The sequence below is a fragment of the Methylobacterium sp. DB0501 genome (assembly GCF_011043735.1).
In the GTDB taxonomy this organism is placed as follows: Bacteria; Pseudomonadota; Alphaproteobacteria; order Rhizobiales; family Beijerinckiaceae; genus Methylobacterium; species Methylobacterium alsaeris.
Map to the genome: position 1 here is coordinate 41,706 of NZ_JAAKGV010000008.1, position 16,827 is coordinate 58,532.

Genomic DNA, 16,827 nt, shown 5'->3' on the forward strand with positions numbered 1-16,827 from the left:
ACGGGGGATCGAAGGGTTCGCCCTCGCGCAGTCGTCGCGCGCCGGGCGCCGGCCCTTCCTGGAAGCGGCCAGCCCTTCCCATGTGGTGTGACATATCTGTAACACAAGGGGCGGCCGGCGCGATTTCGCGGGCCGGAACCATGCGGCGCGGGGATGGCTTGGTGCTGGCTCGGCGGCGGCGTTACGGCAAGGGCGCGAGGTCAGATGTTCAGGCGGGCCGATTTCCACTAACCAGAGGGCATGACCGCCGCCGCCCTCACCGTCACCGCCCTTCACCGCTATCCCGTGAAGGGCCTCTCGCCCGAGCCCCTGGCCGCGGCCGCGCTGACGGCCGGCGGCTATTTCCCGGGCGACCGGCTGTTCGCGGTCGAGAACGGCCCGAGCGGCTTCGATCCCGCCGCGCCGGTGCACCAGCCCAAGATCAAGTACCTGATGCTGATGCGCAACGAGGCGCTGGCCCGTCTCGCGACCACCTACGACGACGCGACCGGAATGTTGACGATCCGCGAGGGCGACCGCGAGGCGGCCCGCGGCGACCTCGGGACGAAGGAGGGACGGCTCACCATCGAGGCGTTCTTCCGCCGCTACCTCCCGAAGGAGCTGCGCGGCCCGCCGAAGGTGCTGGCCGCGCCGGAGGGCTACCGCTTCACCGATTCGCGCAGAGGCTTCGTCTCGCTCATCAACCTGGCGAGCGTTGCGGCGGTCGAGGACATGGTCGGGGCGGCGGTGGATCCGTTGCGGTTCCGCGGCAACCTGCATGTCACCGGGCTCCCGGCCTTCGCCGAGCTCGACCTCGTCGGGGCCGAACTCGCCACGGAGGCGGGCCTGCGTCTCAAGGTGACGAAGCGCATCGTGCGCTGCGCCGCCACCAACGTCGACCCGGCAACGGGTCAGCGCGACCTCGCGATCCCGGAGGCCCTGCAAAAGACCCTCGGCCACGCCGATTGCGGGGTCTATGCCGAGGTGGTCGCGGGAGGCGTGGTGCGGATGGGGGACGCGTTGCGGGTGGGCTGACGCGCGGGTCTCAGCGCTTCGACGGCAGCCAGTCCGGCTCGGGCTCCTGGCGCGGCAGCACCGCCGCCACGGCGTCGAGATCGACCGTGTAGCTGTCGGTGAGCAGGCGCCAGAGATCCTGGCGGCTGGCGGCGCGGTGGCTCAGCGAGGTGACGGTCGCGGCGAGCAGCGACGGGTTGGTGAGGGCGGGACGCGGCAGGAGCGAATCGACGAGGCGCATCGTTGGGGGATCCGGTGGACCGTCCACAGGATGCTCGGATCGTGGTTAAGCACAGGTAAAGCGCGACCGGTCTCAGGCGCCGTCATCCAACCGTCGCGGGCCGCCGCCAGAACCCGGCGACCCGAGGGGCGCGGCCGTCGCGCGGAAACGCCGTGCGTGAGATTTCGGTGTGACACGCCGCGCGATGATGCGTAGAACCCCGCGCCGACCGCGTGCCGCGACAGTGCCGCGACCCGACCTTGCGAGAGGACACCCGCCGCGATGAGCGATTCCGGAGCGGACAAAGCGCCCCAAGTCCAGCCGCCCGAAGTCCAGTTGCCCAACGTCCACGTGCGGGCCGAGGTGCTGGTGCAGGCGCTGCCGCACATGCAGCGCTACGACGAGGAGGTCGTGGTCATCAAGTATGGCGGCCACGCCATGGGCGACCGCGCCGCGGCGGAGGATTTCGCCGAGGACATCGTGCTCCTCGAGCAGTCGGGCCTGAAGCCCGTGGTGGTCCATGGCGGCGGGCCGCAGATCGGCCGCATGCTCGACCGGCTCGGCATCAAGTCCGAGTTCCGCGAGGGCCTGCGCGTCACCGACGAGGCCACCGTCGAGGTCGTCGAGATGGTGTTGGCGGGATCGATCAACAAGCAGATCGTCGGCTGGATCTCGGCCGAGGGCGGCAAGGCGATCGGCCTGTGCGGCAAGGACGGCAACATGGTGCGGGCGCGCCGCGCCGCCCGCACGGTGATGGATCCCGATTCGCTCATCGAGCGCCAGCTCGATCTCGGCCTCGTCGGCGAGCCCGAGCACGTCGACCGCACCGTCCTCGACGCGGTGCTGAAGGCCGAGCTGATCCCGGTCCTCGCCCCCGTGGCGGTCGGCAGCGACAACCAGACCTACAACGTCAACGCCGATACCTTCGCGGGGGCCATCGCCGGGGCGATGCGGGCCAAGCGCCTGCTGCTGCTGACCGACGTGCCGGGCGTGCTCGATAAGAACAAGAAGCTGATCCCGGAACTGTCGATCGAGGATTGCCGCCGGCTGATCGCCGACGGGACCATCACGGCCGGCATGATCCCGAAGATCGAGACCTGCATCTATGCCCTGGAGCAGGGCGTCGAGGCGGTGGTCATCCTGGACGGCAAGGTGCCGCACGCGGTGCTGCTCGAATTGTTCACCGATTACGGCGCCGGGACCCTGATCCGCCGCTCGTGAGCACGACGGCCTCGGTCGGCCCTGCGGGCCGCCCGATCCGTGATACGAAATCCGGACGTGATCGTCCGGATTTCGTATCACCAGCCCGCGCGGTGGAGCCGGAGGCTCCACACGCGTGAGCGAAGCCGATTTTCGCATCGCGCAGCGAACAGTCGGAAATCGCACGAGACCATCCTTTCGCCTTCCCTTCCGCCGTGCCTCGCTTATCTTGGGCGTCCGGGGCCGTGGGGCCCCCGTCGCCGGATCGTCCCTTGCTCCTGCCAGGCGAGAGCCACCTCACCGCGCCTAAGGCCCGCGGCTTCTCGGGAATCGACACCTGGGTGTTCGACCTCGACAACACGCTCTATCCCCACGACGCCCGCGTCTGGCCGCAGGTCGACGAGCGCATCACCCTCTACGTGATGAACCTGTTCGGGCTCGACGGGATCTCGGCGCGGGCCTTGCAGAAGTACTTCTACCACCGCTACGGCACGACGTTGCGTGCGCTGATGGCCGAGTGGAAAATCGATCCTTACGAGTTCCTCGACTTCGCCCACGACATCGACCATTCGAGCATCGCGCTCAATCCGGATCTCGGACTGGCGATCGAGAGCCTGCCCGGCCGCAAGCTGATCCTCACCAACGGCTCGCGCCGGCATGCCGAGAACGTGGCGAAGAAGCTCGGCATCCTCGACCATTTCGAGGACGTGTTCGACATCGCGGCGGCCGATTTCGTGCCCAAGCCCGAACGCAGCGCCTACGAGAAGTTCCTGAGCCGCCACGGCGTCGACCCGACCCGCTCGGCCCTGTTCGAGGACATCGCCAAGAACCTCGTCGTCCCGCACGACCTCGGCATGGCGACGGTGCTGGTGGTGCCCCGCACCATCGACCCGTTCCGCGAGAGCTTCGAGCAGGAGGCGGTGCGCGCGCCCCATATCGACCACATCACCAACGACCTCGCGGGCTTCCTGACCGACCGGGTCGCCCCGGTGCTGGCGGCGTGAGCGTGCCGGACCGGCAAGATCCCGGTGAGCAAGATCCCGGCGAGCAAGATCCCGGCGAGCAGGATCCTGCGGAGATCTGGGGCCGGCGCATCGGCCGTGGGCTCGGCTTCGCGGCCCTCGTCGTGCTGGGTTACCTGCTTGGCCGGCAGCTGGCCCTGTGGTGACGCCTCCGAGACCACCAGGACCCGAGACCACGATGTCCGATACCGACTGGAGCACCCGCCGAGCCCCCGATCTCGCCGCCATCGAGGCCCTGGCCGAAGCGGCCTTCGCGCGCCTGCCCGACAAGTTCCGGGCCCTGTGCGAGGGCGTGGTGATCCGGGTCGAGGAGTTTCCCGACGACGAGACCCTGGAGGAGATGGGCTGCGAGAGCGAGTTCGACCTTCTCGGGCTGTTCCGCGGCATCGGCCTGGCCCAAGGCGGCGGCGCCCTGAACCTCGCCACCGGGCAGTTCCCCAACATGGTCTGGCTCTATCGCCGGCCGCTCCTCGATTACTGGGCCGAGCACGACGAGACCCTGGGCCATCTCGTCACCCACGTCCTGGTGCATGAGATCGGTCACCATGTCGGGTTTTCCGACGACGACATGGCGGCGATCGAGGCGGCGGCCGAGGAGTGAGGCCGGCCTGCCCGCGCCCAGGCGGGTCTCGCGCCGGCTGAGGCCGTTTCGCCAGAATTCCTTGCCGGATGTCGGCGGCACATTCCTGACGGGCTAGGGCGATGCCGGCTCGCATGGGCGTCCCAGGTCGGTCTACATCATTGACAAGATTGACGTATCTCTCAGGCTTCGCCGCGCCGCATCGATATGCCCTGGGGCAGTATAACCGTGAGGTAATTGCCGACGATTGGACTCAACCCTATTGGGTGCGATGAATCGTTGTCCCTCGTCACCCTGAATCGGACATGTCCGTACCCAGCACCCTCGCCCCGGTCCGCATCGAGACCGGCGGCTTCGACAGCGAGGGCCGACTGGCCTTCCGCGACGGGCGCCTCATCGGCGTCCTGACCCTGCTCGACCCGGAACTCTACGACGAACTGGGGCTTGGCCGGCACTGGTTCCTGGAGGCGGCGTTCGGGCGGGTCGTCGACGAGCCGCGCCCGCCGGCCTTCCCGACCCTCGATGCGGCCTGCGCCTGGCTCGACGACCGGACGGCCCGGGTCAGGCCGCACTGCGCGGTGGGAGCGCGCTCGCCTTCGGCCGGCTGGTGCGGAACTGGCCCCGCTCCGCGGCGATGAAGATCAGGACCACGATCGTCACGCTGGTGAACCACCAACTCGCGGTGGTGCCGATGCCGAGGCAGGCCGAGGTGAAGGCGGTGGCGGCGGTGGCCATCGCGCCCGGCGTCAGCACCGGGTGCTCGCGGCCGGAATGGCGGATGCCGTTCCACAGCACGAAGGCGGCCGCGAAGGCGCCGACGATCCCGAGCTCGTACCAGATCTCGAACAGCAGGGAGGACGGGGCGTTGATCGGCAGCATGCCGACCACCTTGCCGCGGAGCGCCGTCTCCAGGCCGTGACCGGTGACGAGGCGCAGGGGCTCGCTCGTCACCACCCGCTGCCAGGCCTTCAGGGACAGGATCGTCGGGTGGAGCGGCCCGAGCAGCGGCGTCAGCAGCGGCCGCAGGACGAAGGGCAGCAGCGGCGCCAGGGCGACGAGGCCCGCCGCGACCCCGGCGGTGACCCGCACGCCAAGCCCCTGGCGCCAGGCCGAGAGCGCGAAGGCGGCCGCCCCGACGGCGAGCGCCATCAGCGGCACCGGCCCGGGTGCCAGCACCAGGGCGAGCGCGACCACGACGGCGAGGCCGAGCGCCTCCATGTCGCGGCGGCGCGAGCGCAGCCAGGCCGCGGCGGGCCAGAGCAGCAGGGCGAGCAGCATCGCGCCGCGCTCCAGCGCGCTGTCGTCCTCGAAGCCGCCGCGCAGCGAGGCGCCGCTGAACAGCCCGAGCAGCACCGCCCCGATCGCCGCCGCACCGACGCCCAGCGGCAGCAGGTAGAGATTGGCCGAACGCATCCGGTCGGGCAGCGCGAGATAGCCTGCCACCGTCAGCCCGACCGTGGCGGCGAGGTTGAGCAGGCGCTCGCTCGCCGGGCCGGGGAACGGCGTCCAGACCAGCGACAGGGCGCACCAGCCGAGCAGCAGCGCGCCGGCCAGGATCGCCCGCGCCCCGCCGAGCCGCGACAGCCCCGCCCTGAGGGGCCGCTGCGCCCCGTCGAGCAGGGCGGCGATGATGAGCAGCGCGATGCCGATCGGCGCCAGGATCACCACGCTGCGCCGCGACACCAGCGCGGTGACCGGGATCACCACCGTCAGGCCGAAAAAGGCGAGGCGGCGCAGCAGCGCCGCCGCGTCGACGGCGGGATCGGGGGTGTGCGACGTCGCGCGCGGCATGGCGGCCAATCCGGGTGACGGCGCGAAAGGGCGCCGCTCCCTCCCCTCCTAGTCGAGAGGGCGGCTCCTGCGCTGTAGATGGGGCGCAACACTGAGGAAGGGCGCGGCGGGCGCGGCGCGTCCGGGAGCGGCTGGAGCGCCGGCAGCAGGTCGTTGTTCTCCTCGATCCGCAGCATCCGGACATCGACCATGACGGTGCGGAACCACGGGGATTCCCGCGCCACGTCCTGAAACGTCAGGACGCACCGCACCGGGTCGACCTGGCCGTTGCCGAAGTCGACGCTACCCTGCTGCCGGTCGAAGCCGTGGCGCTCCGGCACCCGGGGAATGTCCTGGTCGCCGTTCTGCCAGCGTGCGTTACGCTATTGGTTCTTCAGCGTCTCGGTGTCGAGATCGAAGCAGAACGCCTATACCCGCCTGCTCCACGCCGGTCGATTGGGGATGTGTCGAGGCAGGAGATCGTCGATCTCATGACCTTGCAGCAAGCGGCGCTGGGGGCGTCGAGCCTTCATCGATGTGCTGCCGCCCTCGCCGAGACGGTCGTCCGGACATGCCCGGACATCCTTCGGGTGAAACCGGTGCAGTTCCCGCGCTCGTGCGAAGGTGCCGGATCAGCCGTCCAAAGCCGCCGCCACGTCCTCCTCCGTCACCGCGTCGAGGGCCTTCGCCACCTTGCAGGCGCGGGAGCCTGCGCTCGGGGCCATGATCAGGATGACCGTCTCGGTGCCCGGGCAGGCCGGATCGGCGCAGACGATCTCGTTGACGGCGAGCGTCACTTCCGGGCCGAAGCCGCCGAGCCGGCGGGCGATCTCCGCCACCCGGGCCCGCGCGGCGGCGTCCGGCCCCGGGCGCCGGCGGAAGGCGCCGAGGAGGCCCATGGTCAGCGCGGCAGGCTGAGCAGGCCGGCCTGGCCGTCGGCGCAGCCGAAGGCCAGGTGCTCGCCGCCGGGATGCCAGCTCATCGCCGTCACGGCGCTGCCCCGCACCGCGGGGCGCACGAGCAGCTCCGAGGCGTCGGTGAAGCGGATCAGCAGCACGCAGCCATCTTCGTAGCCCGCCGCCAGGACCGGAGCCTTCGGGTGGAACGCGACCCGCGACACCCGGGCCGGGCGCACGCCGCATTCCCGCGGCGCCTTGCCGGTCGGGCCTTCCTTGGAATCGAACGGCCACACGATCACGGCCTCCGCGCCGCTCGTCGCCAGCCAGTCCCCGTCCGAGGACCAGGCGGTGGAGCGCACCTTGGCCGGGTAGCCGGTCATCCGCATGTGGCCGCGGTCGGGCTGCAGGCGCCAGCCGTGCAGGGCGTTCTCCTGCATCGTGGTGATGACGAAGCGTCCGTCCGTCGACCAGGTCACGTCGATGTGCGAGCCCTTCCAAGTCAGGGCTTCAGGGGCGGTGTCGAGGTTCGGGTACCACAGCGTGGCGCCGCCGTAATGGGACACCGCGAGCCGGTAGCCCTTCGGCGCGAAGGCGAGGCCGCGGGCGGTCGAGGGCGCCTCGAAGGTCCTCTCGCGGCCCTTGGCGTCGCGGGCGACGACGCGCTTGCCCGCCGCATGGGCGACGCCGCCGTCGGGGTGAAGCGCCAGCGCGTCGATCCAGGCCCCGCCCTTCGCCGTCGCGATCTCGTCGAGCGTCCCGTCGGCCTTCAGCGACACGACCCGGCCGTCGTCGCCGCCGGTGACGAGGCGCTTGCCATCGCCTGCCGCCACCAGGATGCCGGCTTCCGGATGGGCCTCGACCCGCCGGGTTTCGCCGCCCTCCGCGACGAGCAGTGCCGCCCCATCGCCGAGGGCCAGGGCGAGGGTCCGGCCGAGCCACTGCGCCGCGATGACGTGAGCACCCGCATCGATCGCCGTGACCTGCTGGGTGAGGGAGGGGGCGGCGGTGGCGCTCATCGCTCTTCCTGTGAACCTCGGATTCGAGGGCGGGCGTCTCACACGGGGGGCCGGCGCGCAAGGGTCCGCGGCAAAGGGTGCGACCGGTTCCCGCCCGCATTAACCGCTCCTCGCGCAGGGTTAAGGCTTCGCTCACCACACCGAGTCAATTTGACCGACCTGGCCCGAACACCGCCCAGGTTCCGGTGGTTCTTCATCCGAACCGTCGCCGGAGCGCCCGGCGCCCCCATCCTCCTGGAGCGAGTTGCGTGATGATCCAGTCTGCCCATGCGGCGATGGTGCCGCCCGCCGCCCTCCCCTGCGAGACGGTGCTGGTGGTCGAGGACGAGGCCATGGTGTGCGAGATCGCCGCCGAGGCCCTGGCGGACGAGGGCTACCGGGTGCTCACCGCCGCCGACGCGGTCGAAGCCGGCCGCATCCTGCAGGCCGAGCGGGTCGACATGCTGTTCACCGACATCGACCTGGCCCGCAACACCAACGGCGTGGCGCTCGCCCGCGACGCGCGGCGCCACTGCCCGCGCCTGCCGGTGGTCTATACCTCGGGCGGCCGCCACACCCTGCGCGAGGGCGAGGCCGTCGCCGACTCGGTCTTCGTGCCCAAGCCCTACCGCCCGAGCCAGATCGTGGCGCTTGCCAACCGCATCCTCGGGCACTGAGCCCGAGGCGATTCCAGACTCGATCGTCGTCACAAGAGGAGCCTTGACCCCAATGCGTCCGCCCTTCGTCCTGACCGGCCTCCTGGCTCTCGTTCTCGCCGGCCACGCCCTCACCGCCGGGGCCAAGGACGTGCCGGCCCCCGCCGCCCCCGCTGCCTCGGCGGTGCGGAGTGCCGCGCCGCTGCCGAGCCCGGCCTGCGACGTCGTCGGCCTGCGGCTCGAGGAGGTGATCGCGAAATCGGCCGAGTTGCAGAAGCCGGCCAACGAGCAGGCGGTGCGCGACCTGCGCACCCTGCGCGACGCCGCCGTGGTGCTCGATGCCTACAAGCATCCGGAGGTCTGCGCGCAGGTCCTCACCGTCCTGCGCCACCTCGCCGCCGACCCGGAGCAGGCGATCGACCAGGGCGGCGACACCGACGAGGAGAAGGCCGAGGCCGTCGAGCAGGCCCGCAAGCCGAAAGCCCCCGACACGAAATCGCCCGAAGTCAAATCTCTTCCCGGGGCGCCCGAGCCGAAGAAATAGCGGAGGACGAGATGGAAGCGGGGCTTGCCGAATGTTCCCGGCGGCCCCGTCGAGGATGGCGGTAACAGATTGGAATTCCTCTGAGTTTCGCTGGCGGCCTTGATCCCGCCCGTTCCTCTCGCTAGTTCGTGCCTGCCGGCGGCCCGGAACCCCGATCTTCGGGTGTCCGGGTCGGAGCCGGTCTTAGTCGACGAACAGGAGCGGGAGCCGGGATGGCGTCGCGCCGTCGCTCGGGAGGGCGGTCGGCCCGCGCCCTGACGGCTGTGCCGCGCTCAGCCGTTCCAGAGGAGTCGCCAGACGTGCTCACGCGAGGGTTGCCCCGGTCCCGGGCCCGCATTGCTCTTCGGCGCACCGCCCTCGTCGGGGCGGCCTCCTGCGTCGCCCTGTCGCTGACGCTGCTCGGCCCCGCCGCGGCGCAGTCAGAGACGCAGTCGGCTGAGAGCAAGTCGGTCGAGGGCAAGTCTGCCGAAGCCACCGTGACCCGCGCTGCCGTGACGCAAGGGGCCGGCGCGCCGCTGCGGATCGAGCTGAACAAGCTCGAGACCGCCGGTGAAGCCTGCAAGGCGATCCTGATCGTCGAGAACGGCAAGGGTGGCGCGATCAAGTCGCTGCGCCTCGACCTCAACGCCTTCGATCCGGACGGGATCGTGCAGAAGCGCAGCATGGTCGAGCTCGGCCCGGTGCCGGCTCGCAAGACGGCGCTCCGCCAGTTCGAGATCTCCCCCACCCCCTGCGCCCAGGTCGGCCGGGTGCTGCTGAACGACGTGGCGGCCTGCGAGGGTCAGGACGGGTCGGGCCACACCCTGTCGCGCGAGTCCTGCCTCGAGCGCATCGAGCCCTCCTCCGCCAAGGGCGCCGCGCCGTTCGTGCGCTGACCTCTCCTCCCAGGCAGAGTTGCATGGCGCAGCTCTGCTTCGCCCCTTGATTCTGCACCCTTCGCCGAAGCGGCGACCGCTTCGGCGAAGGGTGCGTAGAAACCCCGTTCTTTCCGGAGACCGCCGAGATGGATCCGACCACCGCGCCCGCCGCGGCCGCAGGCCACGACTTCTCCTTCCTCGGGCTCTTCCTGCAGGCCGACCCGATCGTGAAGGGGGTGATGATCCTCCTCGTCCTGGCCTCGCTGGTCTCCTGGACGATCATCATCGAGAAGCTGGTGCGCATCGCCGGCGCCCGCCGCCAGGCGAAGTCGTTCGCCAAGCTCGTCGCCAGCGGCGGCATGCCGGAGGCGCGATCGGGCATGTCGGCCCGGGTGGTGGCCGCGGCCCAGGAGGCCTGGCGCGACCAGGATTCGAGCGAGACCCGGGCCGAGCGCCGCGAGCGCATCGAGCGCGCCATGCGGGCGGCGCTGACCCTCGACATCAAGCGGCTCCAGGTCGGCCTGCCGTTCCTGGCCAGCGCCGGCTCGGCGGCGCCGTTCATCGGCCTGTTCGGCACGGTCTGGGGCATCATGAACTCGTTCTCGTCGATCGCGAAGAGCCAGGACACCAGCCTCGCGGTGGTGGCGCCGGGCATCGCCGAGGCACTGTTCGCCACCGCGATCGGCCTCGTGGTCGCGATTCCGGCGGTGCTCGCCTACAACAAGTTCTCGAGCGATCTCGGCAAGGTGCAGTCGGCCTTCGTCGCCGGCATCCAGATCCTGGGCAACCGGCTGGCCCGCGACCGCGGCCACCACGCCCGCAGCGCCGCCGCCGAGTAATCGTCCTTCAGTCCAACGCGTAGCGCCCCTGCCCACAGGGCAGGCGGCCGGAGGCCCGTCAGATGGGTATGGGACCGGTGCAGGCCGGCGCCGGCGACGAGGATGGCTTCGACGCCGCGCCGATGTCCGAGATCAACGTCACCCCGATGGTCGACGTGATGCTGGTGCTGCTGATCATCTTCATGGTCGCCGCACCGCTGATGACCGTCGGCGTGCCGGTGCAGCTGCCGAAGACCGCCGCGGCGAAGAGCGCGGAATCGAAGAAGCCGGTGGTGGTGTCGATCGACAAGGACGGCCAGGCCTTCCTCGCCAAGGAGCCCCTGCCGGCCGACACCGCGCTGGCGCGCCTGAAGCAGGCCGCCGCCGAGGATCCGGGCCAGACCGTGCTGGTGCGCGGTGACAAGGACGTGCCCTACGGCAAGGTGATGGAGGTCATGGGCCTCGTCGGCCAGGCCGGCTTCGCCAAGGTCTCGCTGATCGCCAACGCCCCCCCCGGCGGCGCGGCCCCCGCAGCGACCGCTCCTGCCCCGGCTTCCGCCCCGGCGGCGCCGCGGTAACCCGATGAGCCAGACCGTGACGACCGACGCACCGGAGCCGCGCGAGCCGGGGGCGGGCCTCGGCCTTGCCTTCCTGGTGGCACTGGCGCTCCATGCCGGCGGCCTCTTCGCCCTCACCTACTGGCGGGCCGCGCCGACTCCACCCGGCGAGAACGAGATCACCATCGATCTCGCGCCCGATCTCGCCGCGGTCGACGTGCCGAACGAGGCGCAGGACGTCGAGACCACGCCGACCCCTGCCGACGTGGTTGAGCCGAAGACAGTGCCGACGACCGAGCCACCGGCCGACACCGTCCCGGTCGAGACGCCGCCGGATACGAAGGTCGAGGAGGCGCCGCAGGAGACCCGGGTCGAGCAGGCCCCGGCCGAAACCGTGCCGACGGAGACGCCGCCCGAGCCGGTCACCGAGGCGATGCAGGAGCCCGAGGAGCAGGTCGTCACCTCGACCAACGCCGAGGCGCCCGCCGCCGTGGTGGCCAAGCCCGTGCAGGAACCCAAGCCCGTTCCCGTGCCGAAGCCGGTCGTCCGGCACAAGCCGGTGGAGAAGCCGAAGCCGGTCGAGAAGCCCAAGCCCGTCGAGGCGAAGAAGCCGCCGCCGAAGCCGACCCGCGACGAGAAGCGCGAGGCGCAGCGGGCGGAGGAGCGCCGGATGGAAGCGGCCCGCCAGCGCCGCGCCGCGGCCTCGGCCTCACAGATGAACCAGGGCGGCGCCTCTGCTGCCGCGAGCGCCAACGCCGCCCGCGCCTGGGGCGCGATGGTACGTGGGGTGATCCAGAGCCGGGCCCGCAGCGTCGGCGGGGCGAGCGGCACCGCGACGGTCCGCTTCACCGTGTCCCGGTCCGGCCGGGTGCTCGGCGCCTCGCTCGCTCATAGCAGCGGCAACGGCAGCCTCGACGCCGCGGCCGTGGCCGCCGCCTCCGGCAGCCTGCCGCCGGCGCCGTCCGAGTTCACGGGAGCGCAGCAGAGCTTCACCTTGCCGGTGCGGTTCAACTGACGGGGCCGGGGCGGGCGTCTCGCCAGATGGACCGATTCGAGGTCCGGACGATCCCTTCCGGACTTCGAATCGCCAGCCCGCGCGGCGTCTGAGCGAAGCCGAAATCTGCATCACGAAGCAATCGGTCGCATTTCGTATGACACCCTCCCCGTCATCCGTCCCGTCACCGGGCTCGCTGCAGGATGGCGGAGAGGTCTGGTCGCCTGGGCATCCATCCGGCGTCCCTGCCCCCGACATCGCTGCCGGACGCGTGTCCCTGGAACCCTGCCGCGCCCCGCGACTTCCGGAGGGCTGATCGGGGGCGCCGCATGACCACCTATTTCACCAGCGACACCCATTTCGGCGATCCGCGGGTCCTGCGGATCGACCGCCGACCCTTCCCCGACCTCGCCACGCACGACGCCGCCCTCGTCGAGGCCTGGAACGCCGTGGTGGAACCCGGCGACACGGTCTGGCACCTCGGCGACTTCGCCCTCGGGCCGCCGCCGGAGCGGGTCCGGGCCCTGCTCGCGGGTCTCAACGGCCACAAGCACCTGATTGTCGGCAACAACGACGGGCCGGCGACCCTGTCGGCGCCGGGCTGGGAGAGTACCGCGCATTACGCCGAGATCGACGTCGACGGGCAGCATCTCGTGCTGTGCCACTACGCCTTCCGGACCTGGAACCGGATGGGGCGCGGCGTCCTGAACCTGCACGGCCATTCCCACGGCAAGCTGAAGCCGGCGACCCGGCAATACGATGTCGGCGTCGATGCCTGGGAGTTCCGCCCGGTGACCCTGGAGACGATCCGCTCGACCAGGCGCCCACGCGCCGCAAGCTGAAGAAGGCGCCGCGAGCTGAAGCAAGGCGCCGAGGAGTGAATCAAGGCGGCGCCGGCTGAACCACCGCGCCGCGGGTTGAACGGCCTTCGGATCTCCCCGTCCGGCCGGGTCCTGGCGAGCATCTCGGCAGTTTTGCGCGGAACCCTCCGGGCGCTCCCGACGTTCCTCGGACACAATCGGCAAGCTCGGCATTGGGCCTCATCCATGAGGCGGATCGCCGCAGCTTCAGACCCCAAATCAGTTCAAGAGTTCAGCGATGACCACACCGCGTCGTCTCCCGCTCGGCTGGCCCGTCGCCGCCGCAATCCTGCTCCTCGCCGGTCCTGCCCTCGCGCAGCCGGCCTGCATCGGGGCTCAGCGCAAGATCGACGAAGCCGGGGCCCTGCGCTTCCAGGCACGCCAGGATGCCCGCATCGGCGACCGTGATCGGGTCTGCGACAACCTCGGCGATGCCGAGGACCGCTACGAGGATGCCCGCGATACGCTCGACGATTGCGGCCTCGGCGTCGCCTCGGTCGATCTCAAGAGCGCCCTGCGCTCGGTGCGCCAGGAGAAGCGGTTCTTCCGCTGCGACTGAGCGCGTGCCGTAGCGCACACCGTTTCACCGACGATTAACTCATCACTCTCACCGGGCGGTGCCGTGACTCGGCGCGCCAGATCGGATGCTTCGCCATGACCAGCGCCAACCTCACCAGCGCCACCCAGACCTCGACCGAGTCCCGCCTCTCCGCCCCGACCGCCGGCGCCCATTCCTTCACGGCGGCGCTCTGCGGCTTCCTCGGTTCGACCGCGGCGACGACCGTGGTGATGCTGCTCCTCAGCAGCGTCTGACGTCGGGCGGAGCGCTACGGCGCCACCGACCAGAACCGGCGCCGGGCGAACAGCATGTCCGGCTGGCCGACCTGCGGGCTTCCGGCCTGCGACGACGACTGACAACGGGTGCGGACCGCCGGGGGCGGGCAGACCGGATCCGGCCGCCGCGTCTGGATCGTCACCGGCTCCGGCCGCACGAGGCCCATCCTCACCTGCACGTCCGGATTGCGCAGGGCCGCGACCGTCGCGACGGCGGCCATCAATGCGCCCGCGACGGCGCCGAGGAGGAAGTTCAGCATAGCGGCCGGTCCTTGCGCCGACATCGTAGCGGTTTGAGGGCGGGTCCTCCGGGCTCCGGGGTGGATCCGGTGCCGCGGCGCCCGGCCTGTTTCACAACTCAAGCTTAACAAATCGATGGCAGACCTGCCCCGGGGCCGTTCCAGCGGCCCGCGGAGAGGCAGACGATGAGCTACGCGGCGAACGCCTACGCGAGAACGGCCCATGTGGCGTTGACGCCCCGCGAGGCGGAGGCAGCGGTGCTGATCAAGGCGGCGGCCCGCCTGCAGACGATCCAGGACAATTGGGAGGCCGAGCACATCACGCTGAACGACGCGCTCGGCTTCAACCGCAAGGTCTGGACGCTCCTCGCCTCGGCGGCGACCGAGCCCGATGCGCCGCTGCCCGAGGAACTGAAGACCTCGATGGCCCGCCTCGGCGCCTTCGTCTTCACCCGCACCCTCGACGCGATGATTGCGCCGAGTGCCGACAAGCTGACAGCCCTGATCCGGATCAACCGCGAACTGGCGAGCGGCCTGCGCAGCAATCCGTAATTACCGCAGCGCGGTCGAACGGACTCGTTCGAACGCGCGAGGCTCGGCCGGACGGGTGTCGGCGGTGATGCGCCGGACGCCCGTGCATCGACGCGTCGATGGCGAAGCCCGTCGTCGTTAAGACGAAAAAGCCCCCGTCCCGGTGGGACGAGGGCTCCTTCGGCCATGCCGGGACGTCGCTACTTCTGCTGGCTGCGCCGCGCGCTGTCGTCACCCGACTCCGTGGTCGCCGGTGCCTCGCCGCCGCTGGTATTCTGCCCGCTCCGGTCGGGCATCGTCTGGTCGAAGTTGCGCCGGTTGGCGGCGTGGTCATGATACTGCTCGGTCTGGACGAACTTGCTGTCGAGGCCGCGTTCCGTGCTGTGCTGGGACTTGTCGCGGTTGCTCAGCACCATGTTCTCTTCGAGGATGCCCTCGGGCAGCTCGGTCATCGCGCCGGTGCCGGAGCCCTTGCCCTGCGCGCCGGGACCCATGTTGTGCCTGTCGGCCTTGGCCATGCTCATCCTCCGATCGACGGGATGCGAGGCGGGACGCGGTACGATTCCGGCGCCTGACCTCCCCTACTCAGTCAGAGTATGAGCGGCATCGGTCCGTGCAAGCGGAGCCACGAGAAATATTGCCGGGAACCTTTTTCACGCGCGGGCGATGCGAGAGCGATGATGGCCCGGGATCGACATGCCTTGTCGACGGGGCTTGCAAGCTGCGTGGCCGCGCTCGACCCGGCGCACGACCCCGGATTCTTCGGCTAGACCACCCGCTCGTGCGGCGGATCATCCCTTCCGGCACGGGAAGGCGTCGCGCAGGGCCAGCAGGGCCAGGACGCCGGCATTCTCGCGCAGGGCCGGGGGATGGGCGCCGCCATAAGCCACGACCGCCCGGACGAGTTGCAGCCTGTTGCCGTCAGCGGGCAGGCAGGCGCCGAGGATCGGCGGCTGATTGGGGGAATCGGCGACCCCGGCGAGATCCTGCACCGCGGCCATGAACGCCCAGCAGCCGACGGTCTCGGGATCCTGACGGAACTCGACCTGATCGCCGCGCACCTTGGCGCCGCGCAGCAGGCTCTTGCACTGGGCTACCAGCACCGCGCCCTCCGCGGCGTATACCGGTCCGGGACCGAGCAGCAGAGCCCCGGTCACGCACGCGATGAGGGCGGCGGCCGGGGAGCGGGGCTCGGGAAGCCGCAGGCGCCTGCCGCGGGACGGCGCGAACTTCCAGAACCGGTTCAGGATCGACATGCGGAGAACTCGACGCGGCAGGCCGCTTGCCTGCGGCCCACCCCATCCTAGCAAGCGCAGCCGCATGCCGCCGCGTCTCAGGTTCGGTCAATCACACCTTCGTTGCCGCAGGGCGGGTCGAGGGCCAAGACACCCGTCAGCGCGCCGGGTACACCACCCGGGCTAGGGTCGCCTCGACGCGCGGCGTCGACACGACGGCCGGGGCTGCCTTCTGGTACTGCGCCATCATCCGGCGGGCGGCATCGGCCGGCAAGGCGCCGATCGGCGCCGTCATGGCGAGCAGCTCCTTGCGGGTCTTGCTCGCGACGACACCCGGACGGTTCACGTCCTGGAAATCGCTCATCTTGTGCGTCTCGCTGCCGCTCTCGCCGTGGAAAACCCGCGGCCCCTCCGGCATGATCACGATGTCCCCGGGCCGCAGGGTCGGATCGCGCATTAGCGCGGTGCGGGCATCGAGGGATTTCAGCGGCGACACGGTCACGGCGAGGGGCTTGATCTCCTTCTCCACCTTCGCGTCGGCTTTCGGCAGTGCGACGTAGCGGGTCCGGCCGCGCAGAGCCTTGGCCTGCACGGCCAAGCGGTTGCGCCGGCTCACGCGGCGGCGCATGGGCGCGTCGTAGGGCTGGACGGCGTAGGGCTGCGCCACCGGCGCCGGAGCGTAGGTCTGTTGCGGCGGCGAGAAGATCTGCCGGAGGAAGTCGAGGCCGTCGCCGTCCGCCGCCCGCGCCCCGGCCCCCGAGGCGATCAGCAGGCAACCCGAGGTGACCGTCAGGACGATGGCGCGCAGCCGCGCAGCAGGCAGGGTCTGGTGCAGCGGCATGAAGCCTCTCCAGTGAAGTGCGACGGTGACGTGTAGGAAAGCTGTACTGGTACTCGGCGGATTAACCTCGACGGGAGCCTGCCAGTTCCGGGCTTCGCGCCAAAGGTGAATAATTTATGACCGCGTCGGCCCCGCCCTCTCCGATCGGAGGAGCCGCGACGGCGTGAGCCGTGGGACGATGC

General features: G+C 70.7%; 24 protein-coding genes. 16 read left to right on the forward strand and 8 right to left on the reverse strand.

Annotated elements, in window-relative coordinates:
* Positions 1 to 240: 240 nt before the first annotated feature.
* On the forward strand, positions 241 to 1,014 hold the full coding sequence (locus tag G4G93_RS13235; protein WP_165084886.1) for an MOSC domain-containing protein: 774 nt from the start codon (positions 241 to 243) through the stop codon (positions 1,012 to 1,014).
* 10 nt (positions 1,015 to 1,024) lie between these two features.
* On the opposite strand, the gene G4G93_RS13240 is transcribed toward G4G93_RS13235, so the two are convergent.
* On the reverse strand, positions 1,025 to 1,234 hold the full coding sequence (locus tag G4G93_RS13240) for a hypothetical protein (protein ID WP_165084887.1): 210 nt from the start codon (positions 1,232 to 1,234) through the stop codon (positions 1,025 to 1,027).
* Between the two features lie 261 nt (positions 1,235 to 1,495).
* Between G4G93_RS13240 and argB the strand changes: the two genes are divergently transcribed.
* From argB to G4G93_RS13265, 5 genes are all read left to right on the forward strand, one after another.
* Positions 1,496 to 2,434 (forward strand): acetylglutamate kinase, encoded by a 939-nt coding sequence (gene argB / locus G4G93_RS13245; protein ID WP_165084888.1) that lies wholly within the window; start codon positions 1,496 to 1,498, stop codon positions 2,432 to 2,434.
* A 251-nt stretch (positions 2,435 to 2,685) separates the two neighbouring features.
* On the forward strand, positions 2,686 to 3,417 hold the full coding sequence (locus G4G93_RS13250; RefSeq protein ID WP_165084889.1) for a pyrimidine 5'-nucleotidase: 732 nt from the start codon (positions 2,686 to 2,688) through the stop codon (positions 3,415 to 3,417).
* Positions 3,414 to 3,581: a hypothetical protein gene (locus tag G4G93_RS13255; protein WP_165084844.1), complete on the forward strand. Its 168-nt coding sequence runs from the start codon at positions 3,414 to 3,416 to the stop codon at positions 3,579 to 3,581. Before G4G93_RS13250 ends, G4G93_RS13255 begins: the two co-directional genes overlap by 4 nt.
* A 32-nt stretch (positions 3,582 to 3,613) precedes the next feature.
* Complete coding sequence (locus tag G4G93_RS13260; RefSeq protein ID WP_165084890.1) at positions 3,614 to 4,036, forward strand: metallopeptidase family protein; 423 nt, start codon at positions 3,614 to 3,616, stop codon at positions 4,034 to 4,036.
* Between the two features lie 284 nt (positions 4,037 to 4,320).
* Entirely contained in the window at positions 4,321 to 4,653 is a 333-nt protein-coding gene (locus G4G93_RS13265; RefSeq protein ID WP_165084891.1) for a hypothetical protein, read from the forward strand.
* Here G4G93_RS13265 and G4G93_RS13270 read toward each other — a convergent pair.
* The 3 genes from G4G93_RS13270 to G4G93_RS13280 all read right to left on the reverse strand — a co-directional run bounded on the left by G4G93_RS13270 (position 4,577) and on the right by G4G93_RS13280 (position 7,700).
* On the reverse strand, positions 4,577 to 5,806 hold the full coding sequence (locus tag G4G93_RS13270) for a peptide ABC transporter permease (protein WP_165084892.1): 1,230 nt from the start codon (positions 5,804 to 5,806) through the stop codon (positions 4,577 to 4,579). The two genes, G4G93_RS13265 and G4G93_RS13270, sit on opposite strands and share 77 nt — an antisense overlap.
* A gap of 611 nt (positions 5,807 to 6,417) precedes the next feature.
* Complete coding sequence (locus tag G4G93_RS13275) at positions 6,418 to 6,684, reverse strand: hypothetical protein (protein ID WP_165084893.1); 267 nt, start codon at positions 6,682 to 6,684, stop codon at positions 6,418 to 6,420.
* Between the two features lie 2 nt (positions 6,685 to 6,686).
* The gene (locus G4G93_RS13280; RefSeq protein ID WP_165084894.1) at positions 6,687 to 7,700 is read right to left on the reverse strand and encodes a WD40 repeat domain-containing protein; all 1,014 of its coding nucleotides are present in this window, start codon (positions 7,698 to 7,700) and stop codon (positions 6,687 to 6,689) included.
* Between the two features lie 251 nt (positions 7,701 to 7,951).
* Between G4G93_RS13280 and G4G93_RS13285 the strand changes: the two genes are divergently transcribed.
* From G4G93_RS13285 to G4G93_RS13325, 9 genes are all read left to right on the forward strand, one after another.
* Positions 7,952 to 8,356 carry a response regulator gene (locus G4G93_RS13285; protein WP_165084895.1) on the forward strand — a complete coding sequence of 135 codons (405 nt, stop codon included), beginning with the start codon at positions 7,952 to 7,954 and terminating at the stop codon, positions 8,354 to 8,356.
* Between the two features lie 52 nt (positions 8,357 to 8,408).
* Positions 8,409 to 8,879: a photosystem reaction center subunit H gene (locus G4G93_RS13290; RefSeq protein WP_246736746.1), complete on the forward strand. Its 471-nt coding sequence runs from the start codon at positions 8,409 to 8,411 to the stop codon at positions 8,877 to 8,879.
* Between the two features lie 299 nt (positions 8,880 to 9,178).
* Positions 9,179 to 9,754, forward strand: a complete 576-nt coding sequence (locus G4G93_RS13295) for a Tat pathway signal protein (protein ID WP_312891965.1) — start codon at positions 9,179 to 9,181, stop codon at positions 9,752 to 9,754.
* 128 nt (positions 9,755 to 9,882) lie between these two features.
* Positions 9,883 to 10,575, forward strand: coding sequence for a MotA/TolQ/ExbB proton channel family protein (locus tag G4G93_RS13300; protein WP_165084896.1), 693 nt, complete (start codon positions 9,883 to 9,885; stop codon positions 10,573 to 10,575).
* A 62-nt stretch (positions 10,576 to 10,637) separates the two neighbouring features.
* Entirely contained in the window at positions 10,638 to 11,132 is a 495-nt protein-coding gene (gene tolR / locus G4G93_RS13305; protein ID WP_165084897.1) for a protein TolR, read from the forward strand.
* 4 nt (positions 11,133 to 11,136) lie between these two features.
* A complete protein-coding gene (locus G4G93_RS13310; RefSeq protein WP_165084898.1) occupies positions 11,137 to 12,126 on the forward strand; it encodes an energy transducer TonB in 990 nt (329 codons plus the stop codon).
* A gap of 308 nt (positions 12,127 to 12,434) precedes the next feature.
* Complete coding sequence (locus G4G93_RS13315; RefSeq protein ID WP_165084899.1) at positions 12,435 to 12,947, forward strand: metallophosphoesterase family protein; 513 nt, start codon at positions 12,435 to 12,437, stop codon at positions 12,945 to 12,947.
* A 256-nt stretch (positions 12,948 to 13,203) separates the two neighbouring features.
* Positions 13,204 to 13,524: a hypothetical protein gene (locus tag G4G93_RS13320; RefSeq protein ID WP_165084900.1), complete on the forward strand. Its 321-nt coding sequence runs from the start codon at positions 13,204 to 13,206 to the stop codon at positions 13,522 to 13,524.
* Between the two features lie 95 nt (positions 13,525 to 13,619).
* The gene (locus G4G93_RS13325; RefSeq protein ID WP_165084901.1) at positions 13,620 to 13,778 is read left to right on the forward strand and encodes a hypothetical protein; all 159 of its coding nucleotides are present in this window, start codon (positions 13,620 to 13,622) and stop codon (positions 13,776 to 13,778) included.
* 14 nt (positions 13,779 to 13,792) lie between these two features.
* Here the strand turns inward: G4G93_RS13325 and G4G93_RS13330 are convergent, their stop codons facing one another.
* Positions 13,793 to 14,059, reverse strand: coding sequence for a hypothetical protein (locus G4G93_RS13330; protein ID WP_165084902.1), 267 nt, complete (start codon positions 14,057 to 14,059; stop codon positions 13,793 to 13,795).
* Positions 14,060 to 14,224: 165 nt separating this feature from the next.
* Here G4G93_RS13330 and flaF point away from each other — a divergent pair, with 165 nt between their 5' ends.
* Positions 14,225 to 14,590: a flagellar biosynthesis regulator FlaF gene (flaF, locus tag G4G93_RS13335; protein ID WP_165084903.1), complete on the forward strand. Its 366-nt coding sequence runs from the start codon at positions 14,225 to 14,227 to the stop codon at positions 14,588 to 14,590.
* Positions 14,591 to 14,769: 179 nt separating this feature from the next.
* Here flaF and G4G93_RS13340 read toward each other — a convergent pair whose 3' ends face one another.
* From G4G93_RS13340 to G4G93_RS13350, 3 genes are all read right to left on the reverse strand, one after another.
* Positions 14,770 to 15,087, reverse strand: a complete 318-nt coding sequence (locus tag G4G93_RS13340; RefSeq protein WP_165084904.1) for a hypothetical protein — start codon at positions 15,085 to 15,087, stop codon at positions 14,770 to 14,772.
* Positions 15,088 to 15,360: 273 nt separating this feature from the next.
* The gene (locus tag G4G93_RS13345; RefSeq protein WP_246736747.1) at positions 15,361 to 15,825 is read right to left on the reverse strand and encodes a Rap1a/Tai family immunity protein; all 465 of its coding nucleotides are present in this window, start codon (positions 15,823 to 15,825) and stop codon (positions 15,361 to 15,363) included.
* Between the two features lie 136 nt (positions 15,826 to 15,961).
* Entirely contained in the window at positions 15,962 to 16,645 is a 684-nt protein-coding gene (locus G4G93_RS13350; protein WP_165084905.1) for a hypothetical protein, read from the reverse strand.
* Positions 16,646 to 16,827 lie beyond the last annotated feature (182 nt).